This window comes from Leifsonia sp. NPDC056824 (assembly GCF_042789575.1).
Lineage (GTDB): Bacteria > Actinomycetota > Actinomycetes > Actinomycetales > Microbacteriaceae > Leifsonia.
On record NZ_JBHUAV010000002.1, the window covers coordinates 65,591 to 91,116 of the forward strand.

Annotated in this window: 24 protein-coding genes; 21 read left to right on the top strand and 3 right to left on the bottom strand. The window is 70.8% G+C overall.

The window, feature by feature from the left end:
- The first annotated feature begins 28 nt into the window (after positions 1-28).
- The 12 genes from pdxS to ACFRFH_RS09760 all read left to right on the top strand — a co-directional run bounded on the left by pdxS (position 29) and on the right by ACFRFH_RS09760 (position 12,409).
- On the top strand, positions 29-931 hold the full coding sequence (pdxS, locus tag ACFRFH_RS09705; protein WP_382462812.1) for a pyridoxal 5'-phosphate synthase lyase subunit PdxS: 903 nt from the start codon (positions 29-31) through the stop codon (positions 929-931).
- Positions 921-1,556 carry a pyridoxal 5'-phosphate synthase glutaminase subunit PdxT gene (gene pdxT / locus ACFRFH_RS09710; protein ID WP_382462813.1) on the top strand — a complete coding sequence of 212 codons (636 nt, stop codon included), beginning with the start codon at positions 921-923 and terminating at the stop codon, positions 1,554-1,556. Before pdxS ends, pdxT begins: the two co-directional genes overlap by 11 nt.
- 39 nt (positions 1,557-1,595) lie before the next feature.
- Complete coding sequence (locus ACFRFH_RS09715; protein WP_382462814.1) at positions 1,596-3,269, top strand: FAD-dependent oxidoreductase; 1,674 nt, start codon at positions 1,596-1,598, stop codon at positions 3,267-3,269.
- 103 nt (positions 3,270-3,372) lie between these two features.
- Positions 3,373-4,134: a YebC/PmpR family DNA-binding transcriptional regulator gene (locus ACFRFH_RS09720; protein ID WP_382462815.1), complete on the top strand. Its 762-nt coding sequence runs from the start codon at positions 3,373-3,375 to the stop codon at positions 4,132-4,134.
- Between the two features lie 15 nt (positions 4,135-4,149).
- Positions 4,150-4,764, top strand: coding sequence for a crossover junction endodeoxyribonuclease RuvC (gene ruvC, locus ACFRFH_RS09725; RefSeq protein WP_382463392.1), 615 nt, complete (start codon positions 4,150-4,152; stop codon positions 4,762-4,764).
- Positions 4,761-5,393: a Holliday junction branch migration protein RuvA gene (gene ruvA, locus ACFRFH_RS09730; protein ID WP_382462816.1), complete on the top strand. Its 633-nt coding sequence runs from the start codon at positions 4,761-4,763 to the stop codon at positions 5,391-5,393. The genes ruvC and ruvA overlap by 4 nt, the downstream gene beginning before the upstream one ends.
- Entirely contained in the window at positions 5,390-6,442 is a 1,053-nt protein-coding gene (gene ruvB / locus ACFRFH_RS09735; RefSeq protein WP_382462817.1) for a Holliday junction branch migration DNA helicase RuvB, read from the top strand. Before ruvA ends, ruvB begins: the two co-directional genes overlap by 4 nt.
- Positions 6,443-6,501: 59 nt before the next feature.
- Positions 6,502-6,903, top strand: coding sequence for a preprotein translocase subunit YajC (yajC, locus tag ACFRFH_RS09740; RefSeq protein WP_382462818.1), 402 nt, complete (start codon positions 6,502-6,504; stop codon positions 6,901-6,903).
- Between the two features lie 65 nt (positions 6,904-6,968).
- Complete coding sequence (gene secD / locus ACFRFH_RS09745; RefSeq protein ID WP_382462819.1) at positions 6,969-8,708, top strand: protein translocase subunit SecD; 1,740 nt, start codon at positions 6,969-6,971, stop codon at positions 8,706-8,708.
- Entirely contained in the window at positions 8,708-9,724 is a 1,017-nt protein-coding gene (gene secF / locus ACFRFH_RS09750) for a protein translocase subunit SecF (protein ID WP_382462820.1), read from the top strand. Before secD ends, secF begins: the two co-directional genes overlap by 1 nt.
- A gap of 9 nt (positions 9,725-9,733) precedes the next feature.
- Entirely contained in the window at positions 9,734-10,087 is a 354-nt protein-coding gene (locus ACFRFH_RS09755) for a rhodanese-like domain-containing protein (protein WP_382462821.1), read from the top strand.
- A 72-nt stretch (positions 10,088-10,159) separates the two neighbouring features.
- Positions 10,160-12,409, top strand: coding sequence for a RelA/SpoT family protein (locus ACFRFH_RS09760; RefSeq protein ID WP_382462822.1), 2,250 nt, complete (start codon positions 10,160-10,162; stop codon positions 12,407-12,409).
- Here ACFRFH_RS09760 and ACFRFH_RS09765 read toward each other — a convergent pair.
- From ACFRFH_RS09765 to ACFRFH_RS09775, 3 genes are all read right to left on the bottom strand, one after another.
- Complete coding sequence (locus ACFRFH_RS09765; RefSeq protein ID WP_382462823.1) at positions 12,396-12,965, bottom strand: hypothetical protein; 570 nt, start codon at positions 12,963-12,965, stop codon at positions 12,396-12,398. The genes ACFRFH_RS09760 and ACFRFH_RS09765 overlap by 14 nt on opposite strands.
- Positions 12,966-13,089: 124 nt before the next feature.
- Positions 13,090-14,319 carry a DUF349 domain-containing protein gene (locus tag ACFRFH_RS09770; protein ID WP_382462824.1) on the bottom strand — a complete coding sequence of 410 codons (1,230 nt, stop codon included), beginning with the start codon at positions 14,317-14,319 and terminating at the stop codon, positions 13,090-13,092.
- Between the two features lie 57 nt (positions 14,320-14,376).
- Positions 14,377-15,165 (bottom strand): peptidylprolyl isomerase, encoded by a 789-nt coding sequence (locus ACFRFH_RS09775; RefSeq protein WP_382462825.1) that lies wholly within the window; start codon positions 15,163-15,165, stop codon positions 14,377-14,379.
- 183 nt (positions 15,166-15,348) lie between these two features.
- Between ACFRFH_RS09775 and ACFRFH_RS09780 the strand changes: the two genes are divergently transcribed.
- The 9 genes from ACFRFH_RS09780 (at position 15,349) to aroC (ending at position 25,526) form a co-directional block, all read left to right on the top strand.
- A complete protein-coding gene (locus ACFRFH_RS09780; RefSeq protein WP_382462826.1) occupies positions 15,349-16,689 on the top strand; it encodes a replication-associated recombination protein A in 1,341 nt (446 codons plus the stop codon).
- Between the two features lie 192 nt (positions 16,690-16,881).
- Positions 16,882-17,508 (top strand): 30S ribosomal protein S4, encoded by a 627-nt coding sequence (rpsD, locus tag ACFRFH_RS09785; protein WP_382463393.1) that lies wholly within the window; start codon positions 16,882-16,884, stop codon positions 17,506-17,508.
- Positions 17,509-17,643: 135 nt separating this feature from the next.
- Positions 17,644-18,021 (top strand): DUF948 domain-containing protein, encoded by a 378-nt coding sequence (locus ACFRFH_RS09790; protein WP_382462827.1) that lies wholly within the window; start codon positions 17,644-17,646, stop codon positions 18,019-18,021.
- A gap of 50 nt (positions 18,022-18,071) precedes the next feature.
- A complete protein-coding gene (locus ACFRFH_RS09795; protein WP_382462828.1) occupies positions 18,072-18,263 on the top strand; it encodes a hypothetical protein in 192 nt (63 codons plus the stop codon).
- A 60-nt stretch (positions 18,264-18,323) separates the two neighbouring features.
- Positions 18,324-20,981, top strand: coding sequence for an alanine--tRNA ligase (gene alaS, locus ACFRFH_RS09800; protein ID WP_382462829.1), 2,658 nt, complete (start codon positions 18,324-18,326; stop codon positions 20,979-20,981).
- 3 nt (positions 20,982-20,984) lie between these two features.
- Complete coding sequence (gene ruvX / locus ACFRFH_RS09805) at positions 20,985-21,452, top strand: Holliday junction resolvase RuvX (RefSeq protein WP_382462830.1); 468 nt, start codon at positions 20,985-20,987, stop codon at positions 21,450-21,452.
- A 1-nt stretch (position 21,453) separates the two neighbouring features.
- On the top strand, positions 21,454-23,043 hold the full coding sequence (gene mltG / locus ACFRFH_RS09810) for an endolytic transglycosylase MltG (RefSeq protein ID WP_382462831.1): 1,590 nt from the start codon (positions 21,454-21,456) through the stop codon (positions 23,041-23,043).
- A complete protein-coding gene (locus ACFRFH_RS09815) occupies positions 23,036-24,253 on the top strand; it encodes a shikimate dehydrogenase (RefSeq protein ID WP_382462832.1) in 1,218 nt (405 codons plus the stop codon). The genes mltG and ACFRFH_RS09815 overlap by 8 nt, the downstream gene beginning before the upstream one ends.
- A gap of 64 nt (positions 24,254-24,317) precedes the next feature.
- Complete coding sequence (aroC, locus tag ACFRFH_RS09820) at positions 24,318-25,526, top strand: chorismate synthase (RefSeq protein ID WP_382462833.1); 1,209 nt, start codon at positions 24,318-24,320, stop codon at positions 25,524-25,526.

Sequence of the window (25,526 nt, forward strand, 5' to 3'; positions counted from 1 at the left end):
TTTTTTCGTACCGCACGAGAGGGCGATCATGACAGTCACAGAACAGGGCACCGCCACGGGGTCGAGCCGGGTCAAGCGCGGCCTGGCCGAGATGCTGAAGGGCGGCGTCATCATGGACGTCGTCACGCGGGACCAGGCCCGCATCGCCGAGGACGCCGGAGCCGTCGCCGTGATGGCGCTCGAGCGCGTCCCCGCCGACATCCGCGCGCAGGGCGGCGTCGCCCGCATGAGCGACCCGGACCTGATCGAGGCGATCATCGCCGAGGTCTCCATCCCGGTCATGGCGAAGGCCCGCATCGGCCACTTCGTCGAGGCCCAGGTGCTGCAGGCGCTGGACGTGGACTACATCGACGAGTCCGAGGTGCTCTCGCCCGCCGACTACGTCAACCACATCGACAAGTGGCAGTTCACCGTGCCGTTCGTCTGCGGTGCCACCAACCTCGGTGAGGCCCTGCGCCGCATCAACGAGGGCGCGGCGATGATCCGCTCGAAGGGCGAGGCCGGCACCGGCGACGTCTCGGAGGCCACCAAGCACATCCGCAAGATCACCTCCGAGATCAACGCGCTCAAGTCGATGACCCGCGACGAGCTCTATGTCGCCGCCAAGGACCTCCAGGCCCCCTACGAGCTGGTCGCCGAGATCGCCGAGACCGGCAAGCTCCCCGTCGTGCTGTTCACCGCGGGCGGCGTGGCCACCCCGGCCGACGCGGCGATGATGATGCAGCTCGGCGCGGACGGCGTCTTCGTCGGCTCGGGCATCTTCAAGTCCGGCAACCCGGAGCAGCGCGCGGCCGCCATCGTCAAGGCGACCACGTTCTTCGACGACCCGCAGGTCATCGCCGAGGTCTCCCGCGGCCTGGGCGAGGCGATGGTCGGCATCAACGTCTCCGACCTCGCCGCGCCGCACCGCCTCTCCGAGCGTGGCTGGTAACGCCACTCCTGCCGGCCCCCGCGTCGGCGTCCTGGCCCTGCAGGGAGACTTCCGCGAGCACCTCGCGGTCCTGCGGGTCCTCGGCGCCGACGCTGTGCCCGTCCGACGGGCGGAGGAGCTGGAGAGCATCGACGGCCTCGTCATCCCGGGCGGCGAGTCCAGCGTCATGGACAAGCTGTCGCGGGCGTTCGGCGTGGCCGAGCCGCTGAAGGCCGCCATCGCCGCCGGGCTGCCGGTCTACGGCACCTGCGCCGGGCTCATCATGCTCGCGGACGCGATCGTCGACGGCATCGCCGGCCAGCAGAGCCTCGGCGGCCTGGACGTCGCCGTGCGCCGCAACGCCTTCGGCTCCCAGGTGGACTCCTTCGAGACCGACCTCGACATCCCACAGCTCGGCGACGAGCCGGTGCACGCGGTGTTCATCCGCGCGCCGATCGTGGAGAGCGTAGGGGAGAAGGCGACCGTGCTCGCGCGCGTGCCGGACGGGCGGGTCGTGGCGGTGGAGCAGGGCGACCTGCTCGGGACGTCGTTCCATCCGGAGATCACGGGGGATACGCAGTTCCATGAGTACTTCCTGGCGAAGGTGCGGGCGCGGGTGAACGCGCGGGTGGACGCGGCTGTCTGAGGATGGCACCACCCCGCCGCGGTCCCCTATGATCACCGCGTGCCGACGCCTCCCGCCGAGCGGCCGCCGTTCCGGGTTCCGGTCGGCACCGCGGCCAATCCCGTCCTGGAGCAGGACGTCCTCGCCCGCCTGATGTCGCTCGGCGAGCCGGAGGAGTTCGGCGTCGGCGACACCCTGTTCCGCGCCGGGGACGAGGACCTCGACTTCTTCGTCATGGAGTCCGGGCGGGTCGACATCGTCCGGGAGGCCACGGTGGACTCGCGCGAGCGCGTCGTCGCCGAGTGGCAGGCGGGCGAGTTCCTCGGCGAGCTGAGCATGCTGACCGGGCAGGCCTCCCTGCTCACCGCCCGGATCGTCGAGCCGAGCCGGGTGCGGCGCATCTCGAACGCGGCGTTCAAGCAGCTCATGGCGAACGACGGGGAGCTGTCGGAGATCCTGCTCGCGGCCTTCCGCGCCCGGCGGCGCCTGTTGATGGCCGCCGCCGACCGCACCACGCAGATATTCGGGACGGAGGGTTCCGCCGCGGCCCTGGCGCTGCGCCGCTACGCCGCACGGATGGAGCTGCCGCACCGCTGGACCGACGTCTCGACCGAGGCGGGCCGGGCGGCGCTGGAGGCCTCGGAGCACGCCGGCCTCGACCTCCCGCTGGTGGTGTCGCGCGGCGCGGTGATCGCCGCCGCGACCCCGCTCGCCCTCGCGGAGGCGGTCGGCCTGGCGTACCGCTACCGCGACGGGGACGAGTTCGACCTGGTCGTCGTCGGCGCGGGTCCCGCCGGGCTGGCGGCCGGCATCTACGGCGCCTCCGAGGGGCTGCGGACGCTGGTGCTCGACGCCCTCGCACCCGGCGGCCAGGCGGCGGCCAGCTCCCGGATCGAGAACTACCTCGGCTTCCCGTCCGGCGTCTCCGGCGCCGAGATCACCGAGCTGGGCCTGGTGCAGGCGCTGAAGTTCGGCGTGCGGCTGTCGGCGCCCGCGGAGGTCACGGCGCTGTCGCCGCGGGAGGGCGGCCACGAGCTGACGCTGGCGGAGGGCGACGGCATCCGGGCACGCGCGATCGTCGTGGCCACCGGAGCGCGCTACCGCCGCCTCCCGCTGGAGCGCTGGGCGGACTTCGAGGGCGGCAGCATCTTCTTCGCGACGACCGAGCTGGAGGCCAGGACCGTTGCGCGCCGGCCCGCGGTCGTCGTGGGCGGCGCGAACTCCGCGGGGCAGGCCGCGCTCTACCTCGCGGAGCTGGGCAGCGAGGTGGCCGTGGTCGTCCGCGGTCCGGACATCGCCGCCAAGATGTCCAGCTACCTGGTCGACCGGGTGCGGGCGCACGAGCGGATCACGGTGCACGCGTCGTCCGACGTGACCGCGCTGCACGGCGGCGATCAGCTGGAGGCCGTCACGCTCACCTCGTCCGCCACCGGCGAGAGCGAGGACGTCGCCGCCGCGGCGCTGTTCTGCTTCGTCGGCGCGGAGCCGCGGGCGTCGTGGCTGAGCGGCGCGGCGGTGGACGGCAGCGGCTTCCTGCTGACGGATGTCGACCTCCCGGCGGACGGCCCGGTCGGCGCGGACATAGGGCGCGGGCCGCTGCCGTTCGAGACGAGCCTGGCCGGCGTGTTCGCGGCAGGGGACGTGCGGCACGGCTCGATGAAGCGCATCGCGGCCGCGGTCGGCGAGGGCGCGAGCGCTGTCGCCTCGGTTCACAGGGCGCTCGCGGCGCAGTAGCGCTCGCGGCGCAGTAGCGCTCCCACGGCCGGCCGCGCCTTCGGGCGGCCTCCTGCCGAGGCATTATTATGGACAGGTTCAACCGCAATTCGAGGGAGCACCAGTGTCCGGGCATTCCAAGTGGGCAACGACCAAGCACAAGAAGGCGGTCATCGACGCCCGCCGCGCGAAGTCGTTCGCCAAGCTCATCAAGAACATCGAGGTGGCGGCGAAGACCGGCGGAGCCGACCTGACCGGCAACCCGACCCTGGTCGACGCGGTCCAGAAGGCCAAGAAGACCTCGGTCCCGAACGACAACATCGACCGCGCGATCAAGCGCGGCGCCGGCCTCACCGGCGAGTCGATCGAGTACACGACCATCATGTACGAGGGCTACGGCCCGGGCGGCGTCGCCCTCATGATCGAGTGCCTCACCGACAACAAGAACCGAGCAGCCGCCGAGGTCCGCACCGCGATGACCCGCAACGGCGGCACAATGGCCGACCCGGGCAGCGTGGCCTACAACTTCCACCGCAAGGGCGTCATCGTCGTCCCGCACGCGGACGGGGTGGACGAGGACACCGTCCTCACGGCGGTCCTCGACGCGGGCGCCGAGGAGGTCACCGACCGCGGCGAGAGCTTCGAGGTGCTGACTGAGGCCACCGACCTGGTCGCCGCGCGAACCGCGCTGCAGGAGGCCGGCATCGACTACGACTCGGCCGACGCCGAGTTCGTCGCCACGGTCAACGTGGAGGCCGACGCCGAGCTGGCGCGCAAGGTCTTCCGCCTCATCGACGCCCTGGAGGACTCGGACGACGTGCAGAACGTCTTCACGAACCTCGACCTCACGCCCGAGGTGCAGGCGCAGCTCGAAGACGACGAGTAAGGCGCTGCGATGACGATCCGGGTGCTCGGCATCGACCCGGGTCTGACGCGCTGCGGCGTCGGCGTCGTGGACGTCCGCCCCGACCGCACGGCCGCGCTCGTGGAGGTCACGGTCATCCGCACGCCCGCCGACATGCCGCTGGAGCAGCGGCTGCTGGCGGTCGGCACCGGGATCGACGAACTGCTCGACGCCCACCGCCCGGACGTGGTGGCGATCGAGCGTGTCTTCGCCCAGCACAACCTCCGCACCGTCATGGGCGTCGCGCAGGTGAGCGGAGTGGCGCTGCACGCCGCCGCGCGCCGCGGCCTGAGCGTCGCGCTGCACACGCCGAGCGAGGTGAAGGCGGCGATCACCGGGTACGGCGCCGCGGACAAGAAGCAGGTGCAGGCGATGGTCGCCCGCATCCTCGGCCTCGCCGAGGTGCCGAAGCCGGCGGACGCCGCCGACGCCCTCGCCATCGCGATCTGCCACGCCTGGCGCGGCGCGCCCGCTGCCGCCGGGGAAGCAGGCGACGGCGGAGCGACCGGCGGGCGAGCAGCCGGCGCGGCGCAGACCCCCGCGCAGGCCGCGTGGCTCGCCGCCGAGCGCTCCGCCCGGACGTCGGCCGTTCCCCGTAGGCTGGCCAGGTGATCTCCTCCCTCCGCGGCACCGTCCTCTCTGCCAGCGGCGGCACCGCCGTGATCGAGGTGGGCGGGGTCGGCATGGCCGTGCAGCTGACGCCCGACCATGTCCTCTCGCTGCGCGTGGGGGACGAGGCGTTCGTGCACACGTCGCTCATCGTCCGGGAGGACGCCCTCCAGCTCTTCGGCTTCGCCGACCTCGAGCAGCTCCAGGTCTTCGAGCTGCTCACCGGCGTGTCCGGAGTCGGCCCGAAGTCCGCGATCGGCGTGCTCTCGGTGCTCGGCCCCGACCAGATCGCCGACGCCGTCGCGGCCGACGATGACGCGCCGTTCCGCAAGGTGTCGGGGATCGGCCCCAAGACCGCCAAGCTCATCGTCGTCTCGCTCACCGGCAAGCTCGCCGCAGCCCGACGCGCGCCTACCCGCGCGGTGAAGACCAAGGGCGCGCCCTCCGCCGTCCCCGACAGCGTGATCGTCGCCCTGGTGGGCCTCGGCTGGCCGGAGAGGATCGCGGCGGAGGCCGTGTCCGACGTGGTCGCCGAGACCGAGGAGGGCGAGCGCGACTCCGTGCAGGCCCTGCTGCGGCTCTCGCTCGCGCGCCTCGGCCCGGCCGGCGCGGCGAGCGGAGCGGGCCGATGACAGACGACCTCACCGCGCCGGAACTCGAGTCGGAGTCCGAGCTCGCCTTCGAGGGCGCGCTGCGTCCGCGCACGCTGTCCGAGTTCGTCGGCCAGGCGAAGGTCCGCGGCCAGCTCCAGCTGCTGTTGACGGCCGCGAAGATGCAGGATCGCACGGCCGACCACATCCTCCTCGCCGGCCCGCCCGGGCTCGGCAAGACCACGCTCGCCATGATCGTCGCGCACGAGAGCGAGCGGCCGCTGCGGCTCTCCAGCGGCCCCGCCATCCAGCACGCCGGCGACCTCGCCGCGCTGCTGTCGTCGCTGACGCCGGGGGAGGTGCTCTTCATCGACGAGATCCACCGCATGGCGCGCTCGGCGGAGGAGATGCTGTACCTCGCGATGGAGGACTTCCGCATCGACATCATGGTCGGCAAGGGCGCCGGGGCGACGTCCATCCCGCTCGAGCTCGCGCCGTTCACCCTCGTCGGCGCGACGACGCGCTCCGGTCTGTTGCCGAACCCGCTGCGCGACCGCTTCGGTTTCACCGCTCACCTGGAGTTCTACGACGAGGGCGAGCTGACGCAGGTGCTCACCCGCGCCGCGACGATGCTCGATTTCGAGGTGGACCGCGAGGCGCTGGCGGAGATCGCCGGCCGCTGCCGGGGCACCCCGCGCATCGCCAACCGGCTGCTGCGCCGCGTGCGCGACTACGCGCTCGTGCACGGACACCGCGCCGACGTTGTGGCCGTGCAGGCCGCGCTGGAGCTGTACGACGTCGACCCGCTCGGCCTCGACCGCCTCGACCGCGCCGTGCTGCACGCCATCCTGGAGCGCTTCGAGGGCGGTCCGGTCGGCCTCAACACCCTCGCGGTGTCGGTCGGTGAGGAGGCGGAGACCATCGAATCCGTGGTCGAACCGTTCCTCGTCCGCATCGGTCTGCTGTCCCGCACACCGCGCGGACGGGTCGCGACAGCGGCGGCCTGGCGGCACTTCGGGCTCACCGGCCCGCGACCTGGGGGTGTACCGCAAGGCCACTCACAGCAACCGTCCCTGATGGATGACCTATAATTCAAGCTGGCCACTCGCCACACACCCCCTTGACTTCACCGGAAGGTTCGGCTTACTTCATGGATCCGTTGACCATTGTGATGGTCGTCATTCTGGCGGCCCTCGTCTTCTTCATGTTCCGCAACAGCCGCAAGCGGCAGAAGGAGCAGGCGGAGACCCGTTCGAAGATGGTGCCAGGCGCCGAGGTCATGACCAACTTCGGCCTGTACGGCACCCTGCTGTCCGTCGACGAGGACGACAACACCGCCATCATCGAGACCAGCCCCGGCCACGTCGTGAAGGTGCACCGCCAGGTGCTCTCGCGCGTCGTCGAGCCGAAGACCCCGGAGATCGACGACACCGAGGTCGCGGGCCCCGAGCTCAACCAGGACCACGCCATCCCGGCCGAGTCCTCCGCACCGGAATTCGGCGAGCGGGTCGACGACGCGCCGAAGAAGCCCGGCGCGAAGAGCGACGACTGATAGCATCCCTGTGCTCCGCGCACCGAGAGGGTGCGCGGATCGCTCGTAGAAAGCTGAGTTCCTAGGTGGCAAAGTCGACTCCGGTCAAAAAAGCCTGGCGTTCGTTGACCTGGCTCGGCGTCATCGTGGTGGTCCTTCTGGGGACCCTCGCGGCCGGCGTCCTGTTCAGTAACGCGACGTGGCTGCCCAAGCTCGCCCTCGACCTCGAGGGCGGCACCCAGATCATCCTCGCTCCGCAGGTGGAGAACGGTCAGTCGGTGCAGCAGCAGCAGCTCGACCAGGCGGTCTCGATCATCCGGCAGCGCATCGACGCGTCCGGCGTGTCCGAGGCGCAGATCTCCACCGAGGGCTCGCGCAACATCGTGGTGTCGCTGCCGGGCAAGCCCGACCAGCAGACGCTCGACCGCGTCAAGGCGAGCGCGCGGCTGGACTTCCGGCCGGTGCTGCTCACCGGCGGCCCGACCAACGAGGTCGTGGGCGCCGACGGCAAGTCGACCCCGGCGCCGAGCCCGGCTCCCGGCCTCCAGTCCACGCCGTCGACGTCGCCGACGAACGGCAGCGACCTGGCCTGGGTGACCCCGGCGCTGCAGGCGGAGTACGACGCGTTCTCGTGCGCCGCGAACAAGAACAAGGACCTCAGCGCCGCTCCCACGGACAAGCCGCTGATCACCTGCGACGACAACAACACGGTCAAGTACCTGCTCGGCCCGGTCGAGGTCAAGGGCCAGAACATCTCCGACGCGAGCGCCGGCCTGATGCAGAGCTCGCAGGGCGTCACGACCGGCCAGTGGGCCGTCAACATCGTCTTCGACTCCACAGCCACCAAGCAGTTCGCCACGGTCACGACCCGCCTGAACGCCCTCAAGGGCGCGCAGAACCAGTTCGCGATCGTCCTGGACGGCCGTGTCATCTCGGCGCCGACCACGAATGCGGTGATCACCGACGGCAAGCCGCAGATCTCGGGCAACTTCACCGAGCAGAGCGCCAAGACGCTCGCCGACCAGCTCAAGTTCGGCGCGCTGCCGTTCAGCTTCAAGGTGCAGAGCCAGGACGACATCTCGGCGACGCTCGGTACCTCGCAGCTCATCAGCGGGCTGATCGCCGGTCTGATCGGTCTGATCCTGGTCGCGATCTACACGTTCTTCCAGTACCGCCTGCTCGGCCTCGTGACGATCGTCTCGCTCGTCGTCGCCGGCACGCTGACCTGGCTCACCATCTCGCTGATGTCGTGGCACTACGACTACCGGCTCTCGCTCGCGGGCGTCGCCGGTCTGATCGTGGCGATCGGCTTCACAGCGGACTCGTTCATCGTCTACTTCGAGCGAATACGAGACGAGCTGCGCGACGGGCGAAGTCTCGAATCCGCCGTGGAGGCCGGCTGGGGCCGTGCGCGCCGCACGATCTACGCGTCCAAGGCGACCAACCTCCTCGCGGCCGTCGTGCTGTACGTGCTGGCCGCGGCCAACGTGCGCGGCTTCGCGTTCACGCTGGGGCTCACGACCATCATCGACGTGATCGTGGTGCTGCTGTTCACTCACCCGACGCTCCAGCTCCTGGCCAAGACCCGGTTCTTCAGCAGCGGCCACCCGCTCTCCGGCCTCGACCCCGACGCGCTGGGCGCGGTGTACCGCGGCGCAGCCCGGTTCCGTGCGCCGAAGCCCGAGCTGGTGGGCACCGGCAAGGCCGCCCGCAGCAGCGGGGAGGCGGCACGCCGCCAGACGATCGCCGAGCGCAAGGCGGCGGAGCTCGCCTCCGCCTCGACCTCCTCGTCGTCGGATCGATCGACCGAGGGGAAGGACAACTGATGGCCAGCCGCCTCACCAAGTTCGGCAACGACCTCTACACGGGCGCGCGCTCGTTCGACTTCGTCGGCAAGCGCAAGATCTGGTACACCATCGCCATCGTGATGGTCGCCCTCTCGATCCTGGTCCCCATCGTCAGGGGCGGGTTCAACTTCTCGATCGAGTTCCGCGGCGGATCGCAGTTCCAGATCAGCCAGGTGCAGAGCACCGACACCACCAAGGCGCAGAACGCCGTCGCGAGCGTGGTGCCCAACGCGATCTCGCACGTCAGCGTCATCGGCAACAACGCCATCCAGGTGCAGACCGACCAGCTCTCCGACACCCAGACCAAGGCCGTCGCCGACGCGCTGGCCACGGCCTACGGCGTCCCGTCGTCCGAGATCTCCTCGACCTTCATCGGTCCGTCGTGGGGCGCGGACGTCACGCAGCAATCCATCCAGGGCCTCGTGGTGTTCCTGCTGCTGGCGTTCATCGCGATGGCGCTGTACTTCCGCACCTGGAAGATGTCGGCGTCTGCGATCATCTCGCTCTTCCACGACCTCATCATCACCGCGGGGATCTACGCCCTCGTCGGCTTCGAGGTGTCGCCCGCGACGATGATCGGCTTCCTGACGATCCTCGGCTACTCGCTGTACGACACGGTCGTGGTGTTCGACAAGATCCGTGAGAACACGCGCGAGGAGCTGGAGCTCACCCGGCGCACGTTCCCGGAGGCGGTCAACCTGGCGGTGAACCAGACCCTGGTGCGTTCGATCAACACGGCCGTGGTCGCTGTGCTGCCGGTCGCGTCGATCCTCTTCATCGGGGCCTACGCCTTCGGCGCCGCCACGCTGCGCGACATCTCGCTGGCGCTGCTCATCGGCATCATCGTCGGCACGTACTCGACCATCTTCCTGGCCGCGCCGATGTACTCGCAGTTCCGCGAGGGCGAGGCCGCCATCAAGAAGCACGACCAGAAGGTCCGCGCGGTGCGTCCCAAGGCCAAGGTCGCCACGTCCGAGCCGGTCGCGGCGGAGTAGCGTCGGCGCATGAGCGGTCGTTACCTGTCGGAGGATGAGGTGACTGCCGCGCGTGCGCGCGAGCTCGTGGACGCCGGAGCGGCCTGGCTGCTCGACGTCCGCGAGGACCACGAGTGGGAGTCGGGCCACGCTCCGGCCGCCCACCACATCCCCATGGGGGAGCTCGGCCTGCGCCAGCACGAGCTGCCGGAGGACGAGCAGATCCTGGTGATCTGCGCCGTCGGCGGCCGGTCGCGGATGGTGACCGACGCGTTGCTGCAGGCGGACTATCCGGCGGCGAACGTCGCCGGCGGGATGCTCGCCTGGCAAGCCTCGGGAGGCCCGGTCTCCGAGCCGGGCCGGCCGCCGTCGGAGCCCGCCTGAGCGTCCGTCGCGCCGCCCCTGTGAACAGGTCGGCGCGAACAGCGGCGATAATGGACGACAGGAGGCGAGCAGATGGTTGACACGACGACACCGCAGTCCGCCTCGCTGCGCCGTCTCGTGCCGCGGATCTTCTCCCGCGCCCAGCCCGCGGGCGCCGTCGACACCCTGATCCGCACGGTGCGCATGCACCACCCGAAGGCCGACCTCTCGCTCATCGAGCGCGCCTACGCGGTCGCCGAGCGCGCCCACGACGGCCAGAAGCGCCGCTCCGGCGAGCCGTACATCACGCACCCAGTCGCCGTCGCGCAGATCATCGCCGACCTCGGGATCGGTGCCAAGACCATCGCCGCCGCGCTGCTGCACGACACGGTGGAGGACACGGCCTACACGCTGGACGAGCTGCGCGACCAGTTCGGCGACGAGATCGCCATGCTGGTCGACGGCGTCACCAAGCTCGACAAGGTCAAGTACGGCGACAGCGCGCAGGCCGAGACCGTCCGCAAGATGATCGTGGCGATGTCGAAGGACATCCGTGTGCTGATCATCAAGCTGGCCGACCGCCTGCACAACGCGCGCACTTGGGGCTTCGTGCCCGCGGCGAACGCGACCCGCAAGGCGACGGAGACCCTCGAGATCTACGCTCCGCTCGCGCACCGGCTCGGCATCCAGACGATCAAGTGGGAGCTGGAAGACCTCTCGTTCGCCGTGCTGTATCCCAAGCTGTACGCCGAGATCGAGAGCCTGGTGAAGCAGCGCACTCCTGAGCGCGAGCGCCTCGTGCAGCAGGTGATCGACGCGATCAACGACGACCTGAAGACCGCGAAGATCCGCGGCAAGGTGGTCGGCCGGCCCAAGCAGTACTACTCGATCTACCAGAAGATGGTCGTGCGCGGCCGCGAGTTCGACGACATCTACGACCTGGTCGGCATCCGTGTGCTCGTCAACACGGTGCGCGACTGCTATGCCGTCCTCGGCTCCATCCACGCGCGCTGGACGCCGATGCCCGGCCGGTTCAAGGACTACATCGCCACCCCGAAGTTCAACCTGTACCAGTCGCTCCACACGACGGTGATCGGTCCGCAGGGCCGGCCGGTCGAGATCCAGATCCGCACCGAGGAGATGCACCAGCGGGCCGAGTTCGGTGTCGCTGCGCACTGGAAGTACAAGGAGCAGACCACCGGCAAGAGCGCCGGCGGCCCCGGCAAGGTGGACACCGACCTGGCCTGGCTCGCGCACATCTCCGACTGGCAGGCCGAGACGGCCGACCCGTCGGAGTTCCTCGACTCGCTGCGGTTCGAGATCGGCGCGAAGGAGGTGTACGTCTTCACGCCGAAGGGCCGCGTGATCGGCCTGCCGGCCGGCGCGACGCCGGTCGACTTCGCGTACGCCGTGCACACCGAGGTCGGCCACCGCACGATGGGCGCCAAGGTGAACGGCCGCCTGGTTCCGCTGGAGAGCACGCTCTCCACCGGCGACGTGGTGGAGATCTTCACCTCCAAGAACCCGGACTCCGGCCCGAGCCAGGACTGGCTGAACTTCGTCAAGAGCCCGCGGGCCCGCAACAAGATCCGCCAGTGGTTCACCAAGGAGCGCCGCGACGAGGCGATCGAGCAGGGCAAGGACGCCATCGCCCGCGCGATGCGCAAGCAGAACCTGCCGCTGCAGAAGCTGATGACGCAGGACGCCCTCGTGGAGGTCGCCTCCTCGCTCAAGCACCCCGACGTCTCGTCGCTGTACGCGTCGGTCGGCGAAGGCCACATCTCGACGCAGTCGGTGATCGAGAAGATCGTGGCCTCGCTGCAGAGCGAGGTCGAGTCCGACGGCGAAATGGACATCCCGGTCAAGGGCCGGCCCAAGCAGCTGCGCAACAGCGACTCCGGCGTGCTCGTGCGCGGTGCGCCCGACATCCTGGTGAAGCTGGCCAAGTGCTGCACGCCGGTGCCCGGCGACCCGATCGTCGGCTTCGTGACGCGCGGTCAGGGCGTCTCCGTGCACCAGGCGAACTGCCACAACGTGCAGTCGCTTTTGCAGGAGCCCGACCGCATGATCGACGTGGAGTGGGCGCCGAGCTCCAAGAGCGTCTTCCTGGTACAGATCCAGGTGGAGGCCCTGGACCGCTCCGGGCTGCTCTCCGACGTCACGCGCGTGCTGTCCGAGCATCATGTCAACATCCTTTCTGCGACGGTCACGACGTCGAGCAACCGGCTGGCGCTGAGCCGCTTCGTGTTCGAGATGGGCGACACCACCCACCTGGACCGCGTGCTCAACGCCGTGCGCCGGATCGACGGCGTCTACGACGTGTACCGGGTCAGCGCCGGCTGACGGGGGCCGGGAGCTCCGTGCGCTCCACCACGGACATCCGGGTGAGCGCCCGCGTCGCCCCGTGCCGGCGGGACCGGGCGAGGTGGGCGCCGAGCCGGTCGGGCGAGGCACGCCCGATCTCGAGCAGGTGACGCACCTCCAGGGCCTCCGGATGCCCGAACCGGGGGAGCGTCAGCATCAGGTCGGCCGCCGTGCGCAGCGGGGCGGTGACCCGCACACCGCACAGCTCGACGACGTCGCCGGCCGCGAGCCGGTGCTGGTGCGCGTCGAATTCGGGCGAGACGCGACCGCGGCGGATGCGGTCGACGCACACCTGTGGTCGTGCGGGCGGCGTCGAACGGGTGCCGTGTATCCAGGCCGCGGTGCCGCGGTCGGCGACCGTGCTTCCCGGCCGAAGCGTCGCGAACACAGTGGCGCGCAGTGACGGGGTGTCGGGGGTGTCGGTCGCCGCGAACGCGTCGCCGACCCGGTAGAGCTGCCCGTCGAGCACGAGCGAGCACAGCTCGGCGAGCGGAAGGACGTCACGGTCGAGGAGGAGAGGGAGTGCTGTTGTCATGCGTCCAGCCTCCGCCGGTCGCAACCCTCGTGGACCGCCGTCGGCGAATCCGTGGAGTACTCACCCGATCACGCGGGCTGTGGAGAACAAACCCGGCGCCGACGACCAGACCGGCGACCGGGAGTCAGCCGAGCGCGTCCAGCCACACCTTGCGGGCGTCGAGGGCCTCCTGGGCGGCCTTGACCTTGGCGGAGTCGCCGCCGGCCTTGGCCTCCTCGAGCTCCTGCTCCAGCTTGGCGATCGCCGCGTTGAGCTGGCTGGCCAGCCCCTCGGAGCGCGCCTTCTTCTCGGGGTTGTTGCGCTCCCAGTGCTCCTCGTCCAGCCGGCGCACCGCCGTCTCGACCTTGCGCAGGCGGTCCTCGATGGGGCGCACCTGGTCGCGCGGCACGCGGCCGACGGCGTCCCAGCGCTCCTGGATGGAGAGCAGCTTGGTGCGCGCGGTCTCGCGGTCCTTCTCCTTCAGGAGCGGCTCCGCCTCCTCGAGCAGTGCGAGCTTGAGCGTGAGGTTCTCCTCGTACTCGACGTTGTCGCGCGCGTCGACCTCGGCCTTGGCCGAGTAGATCGCGTCGCCCGCGGCCTTGAACCGGGCCCACAGTGCGTCGTCGTTCTTCTTGCCCGCGCGGCCGGCCAGCTTCCACTGGTCGAGCAGGCGCCGGTATTCCGGCACGCCGTCGGCGCCGAGCGGCACGAGGCCCTCGGCCTGCTCGATGAGCGCGTTCTTGCGGCTGCGGACGTCGCGGTGCTGGTTGTCCAGGTCGGCGAAGAACGCCTTGCGGTTGTGCTCGATGGTCGAGCGCGCGGCGCGGAACCGCTTCCAGAGCTCGTTGGCCTCGTTCTTGGGCAGCCGGGGACCGTCGTGCTGGTGGGCCTGCCAGCTCGCGAAGAGCGCGTCGAGCTCGGCGGTGGTCTGCTTCCACTGCGTGCGGGCCGGGTCCTGCGCGGCGAGGGCCTCGGCCTGCTCCACGATCGCGGTGCGCTCGGCGACGGCCTGCTCGAGTGCGGCCTTGGCCTCGGCGCTCTGCTGCTCGGTGAGCTCCTCGACGGTGCCGCCGAGCGCGTCGAGCCTGGTCATCAGCGACGGGAGGTCGCCGACGGCGTTCGCGCCCTCGACCGCGGTGCGCAGGCTCGCGACCGACTTGGCGACGTCGGCGGCCGGGGCGCCGCGGCGGGCACGCTGCTCCAGCAGGCCGACCTGGCCGGCCAGGTCGTTGTACTTGCGTTCGAAGTAGGAGATCGCCTCCTCGGGAGTGCCGTCCGGGTACTCGCCGACGGCGCGCTCGCCATCGCCCTCACGGACGTACACGGTGCCGGTCTCATCGACGCGACCCCAGGGGTGCTGTTCAGAAGTAGCCAAGAGCCTCACCTTGCTTGCGGTGCCACGTTGGGAATCAGCCTATTGCACACGCCGGGATCACTGCAGCGTGAAGCTGTCGATCTTCGTCGCGACGGCGGGCTTGCCGTCCGTGCTGCCGCCCTGGACGCCCTTGTCGGTGACACTGCTGATCAGGGTGGGGAGACCGCTGGTGATCTTCCCGATGACGGTGTAGCCGCCGGCGGAGTCGGACGGGATGGTGGTGTCCTTGTAGACGATGAAGAACTGGCTGCCCTGGCTGTTGGCGTTGCCGCTCTGTCGCGCCATCGCGAGGGTGCCCGCCGCGTACTTGTCGTTCTTCGGCGCGTTCTCGACCGGGCCGTAGGAGTAGCCGGGACCACCGGTGCCGTCGCCGTTCGGGTCGCCGCACTGCAGCACGTAGAAGCCGCCGTTGGTGAGGCGGTGGCAGGTGAGCCCGTCGTAGAACTTCTTCTGCGTCAGCGAGATGGTCGAGGAGACCGCCTGCGGCGCGGCGGCGCCGTCGAGCGAGACGCCGAGCTTGATGCCGTTGATCGTCAGGTCGCCCGTCCAGGTGCGGCCCTCGGCGATGCTCTTCGACGGCACGGCCGCGGCCGACGACGACGGGGAGGGCGACGCGGCGGAGGGCGACGGGGAGGCCGACGCGCTTGTGGCGGCGGGCTTCGCGAAGAAGAGGAGCTGGGTGCCGACCGCGAGCAGGACGATCACGAGCACGCTGATCCCGGCGATCCAGTTGTCCCGCTTGCGGCGCTTGACCTTCTCCTCGTGCACCGTCTGCCGCGCCTGATACGCGCGGAGGCGCTCGCGGGCCTGTCGCGCTTCGCGGTCGTTCTGCTTGCTGGGTGCCACGTCTGTCCTCCGGGGGCGCCGTCGAGCGGGGGATGGATGCCCACCGCGCCGACGGATGCCGTGCGGCGGGATGGATGCTGCACGAACCCTATCCGGCGTGGCTATGAGCGCCCAAACCCACGCGCCGGTGTCGGCCTCGCCCGGGCGGACGCCGATGTCGGTGGCGGCGACTACTCTTGTCGGGTGGTCGACCTGCAACCTGGGCTCCGGACGGGAGCGACGCCTCTCGCCGTGCGCATGCGGCCGAAGTCGCTGGACGAGGTCGCCGGGCAGCGTCATCTGCTGCGGCCAGGCTCCCCGCTGGTCGCGCTGGCCTCCGACAAGGACGGGCAGTCCGGCTCGGTCTCCGTCATCCTGTGGGGCCCGCCCGGCACCGGCAAGACCACGCTGGCGCAGGCCATCGCCCACTCGTCCGGCCGGCGCTTCGTGGAGCTCTCCGCCGTCACCGCGGGCGTGAAGGACGTCCGCCTGGTCATGGACGAGGCGCTCTCCACCCGCGACCTGTACGGCGTCTCGACCGTCCTCTTCCTCGACGAGATCCACCGCTTCACCAAGGCCCAGCAGGACGCCCTGCTGCCCGGCGTGGAGAACGGCTGGGTCATCCTGGTCGCCGCCACCACCGAGAACCCGTCGTTCTCCGTCATCTCCCCGCTGCTGTCGCGGTCGCTCCTGCTGACGCTGGAGACGCTCAGCGACGAGGACCTCGGCGTCGTGGTCGACCGGGCGGTGTCCGACGACCGCGGCCTCGGCGGCCAGTACACGCTGGACGACGAGGCGCGCGCCGCCCTCATCCGGCTCGCGTCCGGCGACGCCAGGCGGGCCCTCACCGCACTGGAGGCCGCGTCGGTCACCGCCGCATCGGTGACGCCCGCGACTTCCAAGAAGAAGCCGGTCATCACCGCCGAGCTGGTGGCGCAGGCGGTCGACCGCGCCCTGCTGCGCTACGACCGCAACGGCGACGAGCACTACGACGTGATCAGCGCCTTCATCAAGTCGGTCCGCGGCTCCGACGTCGACGCCGCGCTGCACTACCTGGCGAGGATGATCGAGGCGGGGGAGGACCCGCGATTCATCGCCCGCAGAATCATCGTCTCGGCGTCCGAGGACATCGGGATGGCCGACCCGCAGGCGCTCGTGGTGGCCATTGCCGCCGCCGACGCGGTGCAGTACATCGGGATGCCGGAGGGGCGCATCCCGCTCGCGCAGGCGGTCGTCCACCTCGCCACCGCCCCCAAGTCGAACGCCGCGTACATGGCGCTCGACGCGGCGATCGCCGACGTGCGCGCCGGCAAGATCGGGAGGGTGCCCAAACACCTCCGCGACGCGCACTATCCCGGCGCCAAGCGGCTCGGCCACGGCAAGGGCTACAAGTACCCGCACGACGACGCCCTCGGGGTGCTTCAGCAGCAATACTTGCCCGACGAATTGGCCGACACCACCTACTACGCGCCGACAGAGCACGGCAACGAGCGCGACGTCGCCGCCCGCCTGGCGAAGCTGCGCCGCATCGTGCGCGGACGCTGACGCGGTTCTGCTAGAATCGTCTGGCCTAGAAGCGTGTTCAGGGTGCGGCTGCCCGAGACACGCTTTCGACGGACAGGCCCTTTAGCCGGGCGTCCCTGGCGTCAATCCCTCTCTCTTGCAGGTGAAAGACCCTGCGCGGTGCGCCCCTGTGCGCACTGCGACCAACATTCGTAGAGAGAAAACCGAAAGGAAATCGTGTCTTCACGTTCCCGCAGCAAGACCCGCGAGTCGCGCGCACTGGGCATCGCCCTGACCCCGAAGGCGGCCCGCTACATGGAGAAGCGCCCGTACGCTCCGGGTGAGCACGGCCGCACCAAGCGCAAGGCTGACTCCGACTACGCCGTTCGTCTGCGCGAGAAGCAGCGTCTGCGCGCCCAGTACGGCATCCTCGAGAAGCAGGTCCGCATCGCGTTCGAAGAGGCCCGCCGCAGCGCCGGCCTGACCGGTGAGAACCTGGTCGAGCTGCTCGAGATGCGCCTCGACGCCCTGGTGCTGCGCGCCGGCTTCGCCCGCACCATCTCGCAGGCCCGCCAGTTCGTCGTGCACCGTCACATCCTCGTCGACGGCAAGCTCGTCGACCGCCCGTCCTTCCGCGTGAAGCCGGGTCAGCTCATCCACGTCAAGGCCCGCTCCGAGGGCACCGAGCCCTTCCAGGTCGCGGCCGCCGGCGGTCACGTCGACGTCCTGCCCAAGGTTCCGGGCTACCTGGACGTCGAGATCGACAAGCTCCAGGCCCGCCTCGTGCGCCGCCCGAAGCGCGCCGAGGTCCCCATCACCTGTGACGTGCAGCTCGTCGTCGAGTACTACGCCGCCCGCTAAGGCGAACGACAGACTCCCGCAGAACGGGGTCGCGGCTTCGGCCGCGGCCCCGTTTCTCGTTCTCCCGGGTCCATCCGGGAGCGGTTTCCCGTACGCTGGGGGTCGTATGCCCGTCACGGAATGGAGGGGGCCGTCATGTCCGGAGGCGACATCGCAGGACTGATCGCGGCGGCCGTATTCGCCGTCCTGGTCGGATTCATCGCCGTTCCGCTGCTGAAGCTCGGCCGCGTGCTCGACTCCACGCGCGACGCCATCAAGGAGGCCAGCGACGGCATCACGCCGATCCTGGAGGAGACCGCGACCACGCTGCAGGAGACGAACAAGCAGCTCGCGCGGGTCGACGCGATCACCAGGAACGTCGCCGACGTCACGGGCAACGTGTCCGCGCTGGTAGCGCTGTTCGCCGCGACGGTCGGCGGTCCGCTGATCAAGCTGGCGGGCTTCAGCGCGGCCGTCCGAGCCGCCCTGCGCGTGCCGGGGGCCTCCCGGCGTTCCCGCCGCCAGGCGGACTAGACTTGCGCGAGTGCGCTGAGCGCGCGCAACCAGGGAGGGAAGATCCGGCAATGAAGAGTTTCCTGTGGCTCCTGATCGGCGTGGCCGTCGGCTTCGTCGTCGCCCACAAGGTCAACGAGACCCCCAAGGGTCGCGAGTTCTTCGGCTCGCTCGACAAGAAGGCGCGCGACTTCGGCGAGGCCGTCACGGACGGGTACCGCCAGCGCGAGGCCGAGCTGCGATCGGCCATCGACGGCGAGTGATCCGCCGTACCCCTTCTGACGCCCTCGTCTCCTCGTTCCACCCTCGATCGACCGGAAACCATGCAGACTGCTGAAATCCACCGCCGCTGGCTCGACTTCTTCGCCACGCGCGGTCACACCGTCGTCCCGTCCGCCTCGCTGGTCAGCGACGACCCGTCGCTGCTGTTCACGGTGGCCGGGATGGTGCCGTTCGTGCCGTATCTGACGGGCGTCGTGCCCGCGCCGTTCCCGCGCGCGACCAGCGTCCAGAAGTGCATCCGCACGCTGGACATCGAGGAGGTCGGCAAGACCCCGCGCCACGGCACCTTCTTCCAGATGTGCGGCAACTTCTCGTTCGGCGACTACTTCAAGGAGCAGGCGATCACGTTCGCCTGGGACCTCCTCACCCTGCCCGAGGACGAGGGCGGCCTCGGCTTCGACCCGAAGGACCTCTGGGTCACCGTGTACGAGGACGACGACGAGGCCCGCGAGATCTGGACCCGCGTCGCCGGCCTCCCGGCCGAGCGCATCCAGGGCCTCGGCAAGGACACCAACTACTGGTCGACCGGCCAGCCCGGCCCTGCGGGCCCCTGCTCGGAGATCTTCTTCGACCGCGGCCCGGCCTACGGCATCGACGGCGGCCCGGCGACGGACGACGACCGCTATGTCGAGATCTGGAACCTCGTCTTCATGCAGTACCTGCGTGGCGAGGGAACCGGCAAGAAGGACTTCGAGATCCTCGGCGACCTGCCGAAGAAGAACATCGACACCGGCCTGGGGCTGGAGCGCGTCGCGTTCATCAAGCAGGGCGTCGACAACATGTACGAGATCGACCAGGTGCGCCCGGTGCTCGACCGCGCGGCGGAGCTGGCCGCCAAGCCGTACGGCAACGAGGCGCACGAGGACGACGTCCGCCTGCGCGTTGTCGCCGACCACGTCCGAAGCGCGCTGATGCTGATGACCGACGGCGTGACGCCGTCCAACGAGGGCCGCGGGTACGTGCTGCGCCGCCTGCTGCGCCGCACCGTGCGTGCGATGCGCCTGCTGGGCGTCGAGACCGCGACGTTCCCCGCGCTCTTCCCCGCCTCCCGCGACGCCATGAAGGCGGCGTACCCCGAGGTGGAGGCCGAGTTCGCGCGCACGTCGCAGCTCGCCTACGCGGAGGAGGAGACCTTCCTGCGCACCCTCGTCTCCGGCACGACCATCCTCGACACGGCCGTCGCGAACACCAAAGGCGCGGGCAAGGACGAGCTCGCGGGCGACACCGCGTTCCTGCTGCACGACACCTACGGCTTCCCGATCGACCTGACCCTGGAGATGGCGGAGGAGGCCGGCCTCAGCGTCGACCGTGCCGCGTTCGACACGCTCATGGCCGACCAGCGCGCCCGCGCGAAGGCGGACGCCAAGGCGAAGAAGACGGCGCTGGCCGACCTGTCGGTCTACAGCGCGTTCCGCGCGCAGGGCGAGACGGTCTTCACCGGCTACACCGACCTCGAGACGGAGTCGAGCGTGCTCGGCCTGATCGTCGACGGCCGGTCGGTGAACGTCGCGCGCGAGGGCCAGGTCGCCGAGATCATCCTCGGTGCGACCTCCCTCTACGCGGAGTCCGGCGGCCAGGACGCCGACGCGGGCACCATCGTGGGCCCGGGCTACGAGCTCGACGTGCTCGACGTGCAGAAGCCGGTCAAGGGCCTGATCAGCCACAAGGTGCTCGTCCGCAGCGGCGAGGTCGGCGTCGGCTCCCCGGCGACCAGCCTCGTGGACGCGGAGTACCGCCGCGGCGCCAAGCAGGCGCACTCCGGCACGCACATCATCCACGCGGCGCTGCGCCAGGTGCTCGGCTCCAACGCGCACCAGTCCGGCTCGTTCAACAAGGCCGGCTACCTGCGCCTCGACTTCTCCTGGAACCAGGCGCTGTCGCCGGAGACCCGCAGCGAGATCGAGGAGATCTCCAACAACGCGATCCGCGACAACCTGCAGGTGACGACGCGCGAGCTGCCGCTGGCGGAGGCCAAGGCGCTCGGCGCGATGGCGCTGTTCGGCGAGAAGTACGGCGACGTCGTGCGCGTGGTTGACATCGGCGGCCCGTGGTCGCGCGAACTCTGCGCGGGCACGCACGTCGCCACGAGCGCGGAGATCGGCATGATCAACCTGGTGAGCGAGTCGTCCGTCGGCTCGACCAACCGCCGCGTCGAGTCGCTGGTCGGCCTGGAGGCCTTCCAGGACCTCGCCGTCGAGCGCACCATCGTGTCGCAGCTCTCCGGCGCCCTCAAGACGCCGCGCGAGCAGCTCCCCGAGAAGATCGCGGACCTGATGGCGAACCTCAAGGCCGCCGAGAAGCGCATCCAGGCGTTCGAGGCCCGCGCGGTGCTCGACAAGGTGCCCGCGCTGCTGGATTCCGCGACCCGTCGCGGCGCCGTCACCGTGGTGGCCGAGGACGCCGGCACGCTCAACTCGGCCGACGACCTGCGCCTGCTGGCGACGACCGTCCGCGAGCGGCTCGGCTCGGACGCGGCGACCGTCGCGCTCGCGGCCCGCGCGGCGGGCAAGCCCGTCGTGATCGTGGCGACCAACCAGGCCGCCCGTGACGCCGGCGTGAACGCGGGAGCGCTCGCCAAGACGGCCTCCGGCGTGCTCGGCGGTGGCGGCGGCGGCAAGGCGGACCTCGCGCAGGGCGGCGGCACGGACGCCGAGGCGATCCCGGCCGCGCTGTCCGCGGTGGTCTCGGCGATCGGCTAGCGCGTGCGCACGGGCGTGCGGCTCGGCATCGACGTCGGGAAGGTGCGGATCGGCGTGAGCCGGTCCGACCTGCACGGGATGCTGGCGACTCCGGTGGAGACGGTCGCACGCTCCGAGGATGCTGCGGATCGGCGCAGGATCGCGGAGATTGTGACCGAACTCGGAGTTTTCGAGATTATCGTCGGGTTGCCTCTGGCGCTCTCGGGCGCGCACACTGCGTCGACGGCGGATGCCGTCGCCTTCGCGGAAGCGCTCGAGGCCCAGATGGACGTCCCGGTGCGACTGGTGGACGAGCGGCTCTCGACCGTCTCGGCCCACTCGGCGCTCCGGGCGTCGGGCAAGAACTCGAAAAGCGCGCGTCCGGTGGTGGATCAGGTGGCCGCCACGATAATTTTGCAGCACGCCCTCGACGCGGAGCGCGCTTCAGGCCGTCCGCCGGGCCACCCCGTCGAACCGAGCATTGGACCCTAGTTTGTCCCAGAACCCGCAGGAGAAGCCGGAGCCCCCCGTCTTCCCCGCCGTGAACCGGCAGCAGCCGCTGACCCGGCGCGAGGCGCGCCAGGCCAGGGAGGCCGAGGAGGCCCAGGCCGCGCAGGCTCAGCAGGAGGCGCAGCAGCCGCCCGCGGACCGGCCGGCGCCCGTCGACGACACCCGCAACCCGCAGACCCCTGGGCCGTGGACGCCCCCTCCCGCCGAGACTCTGTCGAACCGCGACACCCTGGACGGCCTGGACTTCGACTCCGTTGTGACCGGACCCGTGTCCGTCGACGCGGCGCGCTCCGGGCGGGAGCCGGTCGGCGCGTCCGCGCGCCACGAGGCCGCCCACGGCGCCGCGGCCGGCGACCACGGCCGGTTCGACGACTCGGCGCACGCGATCTTCGCGTCGCTCGCCGGCGACGGCGCGGACGACCACGCCGACGCGTCGGGTGGCGGACGCGGCGACTCGCCCCTGGCGTGGCGCCAGCAGAACTACCTCTCGCACGAGCCGCCCAGGCGCAAGCGGCGCTGGCTGAAGCGGCTCGTCATCACCCTCGTCATCATCCTGGTTCTCGGCGGCCTCGCGGCCGGCGGCTTCATGGCGTTCCAGCCGCAGGTCGCCGCGCTTGTGGCGAAGGTCATGCCGCAGGACAACGACTACAAAGGCAACGGCACCGGCTCGGTGACGTTCACGATCAAGTCGGGCGACGACGGCAGCGCGATCGCGACCAACCTGCAGAAAGCAGGCGTTACCAAGAGCTACACCGCGTTCTACTCGCTGCTGCTGCACCAGCAGCCGCAGATCGTCTGGCAGCCCGGCGTCTTCAAGCTCGCGAAGCAGATGAGCGCGAAGGCGGCCCTCGCGGCGCTGCAGAGCCCATCCTCCCGGTTGCAGAACACCGCGGTGATCCCCGAGGGCACGGCGGAGAAGGACGCGCTGCAGACCGTGGCGACCGCCACGAAGATCCCGCTCGCCCAGTTGCAGGCGGCCGCCGCCACCCCGGCCGACTTCGGGCTGCCGGCGCAGGCGAAGACGCTCGAGGGCTTCCTGTTCCCGGCGACCTACACGTTCGCGCCCGGTGTCACCGCGCACGATGCGATCAAGACGATGGTGGACCGGTCCTTCCAGGCGCTCGACCAGGCGGGCGTGCCGGTCGCCGACCGCTGGAACGATGTCATCCTCGCCTCGGTCGTGCAGCGTGAGGCCGGGCTGAAGGACGACTACCCGAAGGTCGCGCGCGTGTTCCTCAACCGGCTCGCGCAGGGCTGGGACCTCCAGTCCGACGCGACCGTCGCCTACGGAACCGGGCACACCGACCGGGTGACGACCACCGACGCCGAGCGCGCGGACGCGTCCAACCCGTACAACACCTACGCGCACCCCGGCCTCCCGGTCGGGCCGATCTCGAACCCCGGCGATCTCGCGCTCAACGCGGTGACGCACCCGGCGGACGGGACCTGGATGTACTTCGTCACCTGGAACCTCAAGACCGGCGAGACGATCTTCTCGACCACGCAGGCGGAGCACGACGCGGCGGTCGCGAAATGGCAGCAATGGATGAAGGACAACCCCGGCTATGAGTGACGCACCGAAGCCCCGGCCCGCCGCGAAGTCGCGCGCCCCTCGACCGAAGCCGGCGAAGGCCGAACCGGCCGAGGAGTCGCTCGACGCCGTCGAGAACGGGGTATCGGAGGCGTCCGCCGAAGAGCTGATCGCCGAGCTGGTGGAGGCCGAGCGCGTGGCGGAGGCCGAGGAGGCGGCGATCGCGGAGGCCGAGCGGGCCGCCGACGAGGAGGAGCCGCTGGAGGACGAGGAGCCCGCGGAGGAGCTCACGTCGGAGGAGGAGCCCGCGGAGGAGCTCACGTCGGAGGAGGAGCCCGAGGAGCCCGAGGAGCCTGCTGAGGAGCCCACGCCCTCCCGCCGCCTCGCCGTCCTCGGGTCGCCGATCGGCCACTCCAAGTCGCCCGCCCTGCACAGTGCCGCCTACGCCGCGCTCGGCCTGGACTGGTCGTACGACCAGCTCGACGTCAGCGAGGCCGGCCTGTCCGCGTTCCTCGACGGCCTGGGCGAGGAGTGGCGCGGGCTGTCGCTGACCATGCCGCTCAAGCAGTCCGTCATCCCGCTGCTGACCGAGACCGACCGGGTCGCGGAGCAGACCGGCGTGGCCAACACCGTGCTGCTCGACGGCGACGACATCAGCGGCTTCAACACCGACGTCGCCGGCATCGTCCGGGCGCTGTCCGCCGCCGGCCTGCAGGAGGCGCGCTATGTGCACGTCCTGGGCGGGGGAGCGACCGCCGCGTCCGCACTGGTCGCCGCCGCCGAGCTGGGCGCGGAGCGGGTGGACGTGCATGTGCGCGACCTGCAGAAGAGCGTCTGGCTGGAGCCGCTGGCCCACCAGCTCGGGCTGCGGGTCCGCATCCGGTCGTTCGCGCAGGCCGACCGGTCGCTGGAGGTGCCGCAGCTCGTGATCAGCACGCTGCCGGGCGGCGCCTCCACCGAGGCGATCTACACCGACTCCACGCGCCGCGCGGCCGTGCTGCTCGACGTCGCCTACGACCCGTGGCCGAGCGTGCTCGCGACGGCCTGGCAGGCCGTCGGCGGCCGGGTCGTCTCGGGCCTGGCGATGCTCGCGCAGCAGGCGCTGCTGCAGGTGCGCATCTTCGTCTCCGGCGACGTGCTGCAGCCGCTGCCCGACGAGGAGGGCGTGCTGGAGGCCATGCTCGCCGCGGTCGGCATCGACGCGGAGGGGTCGCCGGTCGGCGATGGCTCCGTGGAAGGCGAATCCGAGTAGCGGAGCACCGCCGCCGGCCGTAACGCCGGGAGGCGGCACCCTGCCGCTGTGCCAGAATCGAAGCATGCTTCGTTGGCTCACGGCCGGGGAATCCCACGGCCCCGAACTCATCGCCGTCCTGGAGGGACTCCCCGCCGGGGTCCCGGTCTCCCTGGACGCCGTCCGCGCCGATCTCGCCCGACGCAAGCTGGGCTATGGCCGCGGTGCGCGGATGAAGTTCGAGCAGGATGCGCTGGAGGTCTCCGGCGGCGTCCGCCACGGCCTGAGCCTCGGCAGCCCGATCGCGCTGCGCATCGGCAACACCGAGTGGCCCAAGTGGGTCGACGTCATGAGCCCGGAGCCGGTCGACCCGGAGAAGCTCGCGTCCGGCCGCGGCGCCGCGCTGACGCGTCCGCGTCCCGGCCACGCCGACCTCGTCGGCATGCAGAAGTACGGCTTCGACGAGGCCCGTCCGGTCCTGGAGCGCGCCAGCGCTCGGGAGACCGCGGCCCGCGTCGCGCTCGGGGCCGTCGCGCGCTCGTTCCTCGCCGAACTCGGCATCACGCTCGTCAGCCACACGCTGTCCATCGGCCCGGTCCGGGTCCCGGAGGACGCCCCACTGCCCACGCCCGCCGATGTCGCGACGCTCGACGCCGACCCGCTGCGCTGCTTCCACCCGGCCACCTCCGAGCGGATGGTCGCCGAGGTCGACGACGCGCACAAGGAGGGCGACACCCTCGGCGGCGTCGTCGAGGTGCTCGCCTACGGCCTCCCGCCGGGGCTCGGGTCGCATGTGCACTGGGACCGCCGGCTCGACGCCCAGCTCGCCGCGGCGCTCATGGGCATCCAGGCGATCAAGGGCGTGGAGGTCGGCGACGGCTTCCTGACGACCACTCGCCGCGGCTCGCAGGCGCACGACGAGCTCGTGGCCGAAGAGGGCGCCATCCAACGGACCAGCGACAAGGCCGGCGGCACCGAGGGCGGCATGAGCACCGGCGGCGTGCTGCGCGTCCGCGCGGGCATGAAGCCGATCGCGACCGTCCCGCACGCGCTGCGCACCATCGACATCGCCACGAGCGAGGCCGCTCCCGCCCACCACCAGCGCTCCGACGTCTGTGCCGTCCCCGCGGCCGGGGTGGTCGCGGAGGCGATGGTCGCGCTCGTGCTCGCGAACGCTGTGCTGGAGAAGTTCGGCGGCGACTCGGTGACCGAGACGGCGCGCAACCTGCACGGCTACCTCGACGCCATCCCGCAGAACCTGGCGACAGAGCGCGTCAGCGCGCCCTACGCCTGA

Bases quoted from the DNA above. Each gene is read 5' to 3' on its own strand.
- ACFRFH_RS09795 (WP_382462828.1), top strand. From the start codon at position 18,072: ATGAAGAGTTTCCTGTGGCTCCTGATCGGCGTGGCCGTCGGCTTCGTC.
- ACFRFH_RS09765 (WP_382462823.1), bottom strand. From the start codon at position 12,965: ATGACAACAGCACTCCCTCTCCTCCTCGACCGTGACGTCCTTCCGCTC.
- ACFRFH_RS09815 (WP_382462832.1), top strand. From the start codon at position 23,036: ATGAGTGACGCACCGAAGCCCCGGCCCGCCGCGAAGTCGCGCGCCCCT.
- aroC (WP_382462833.1), top strand. From the start codon at position 24,318: ATGCTTCGTTGGCTCACGGCCGGGGAATCCCACGGCCCCGAACTCATC.
- pdxS (WP_382462812.1), top strand. From the start codon at position 29: ATGACAGTCACAGAACAGGGCACCGCCACGGGGTCGAGCCGGGTCAAG.
- secF (WP_382462820.1), top strand. From the start codon at position 8,708: ATGGCCAGCCGCCTCACCAAGTTCGGCAACGACCTCTACACGGGCGCG.
- ACFRFH_RS09790 (WP_382462827.1), top strand. From the start codon at position 17,644: ATGTCCGGAGGCGACATCGCAGGACTGATCGCGGCGGCCGTATTCGCC.
- alaS (WP_382462829.1), top strand. From the start codon at position 18,324: ATGCAGACTGCTGAAATCCACCGCCGCTGGCTCGACTTCTTCGCCACG.
- yajC (WP_382462818.1), top strand. From the start codon at position 6,502: ATGGATCCGTTGACCATTGTGATGGTCGTCATTCTGGCGGCCCTCGTC.
- ruvB (WP_382462817.1), top strand. From the start codon at position 5,390: ATGACAGACGACCTCACCGCGCCGGAACTCGAGTCGGAGTCCGAGCTC.
- ACFRFH_RS09760 (WP_382462822.1), top strand. From the start codon at position 10,160: ATGGTTGACACGACGACACCGCAGTCCGCCTCGCTGCGCCGTCTCGTG.
- ACFRFH_RS09755 (WP_382462821.1), top strand. From the start codon at position 9,734: ATGAGCGGTCGTTACCTGTCGGAGGATGAGGTGACTGCCGCGCGTGCG.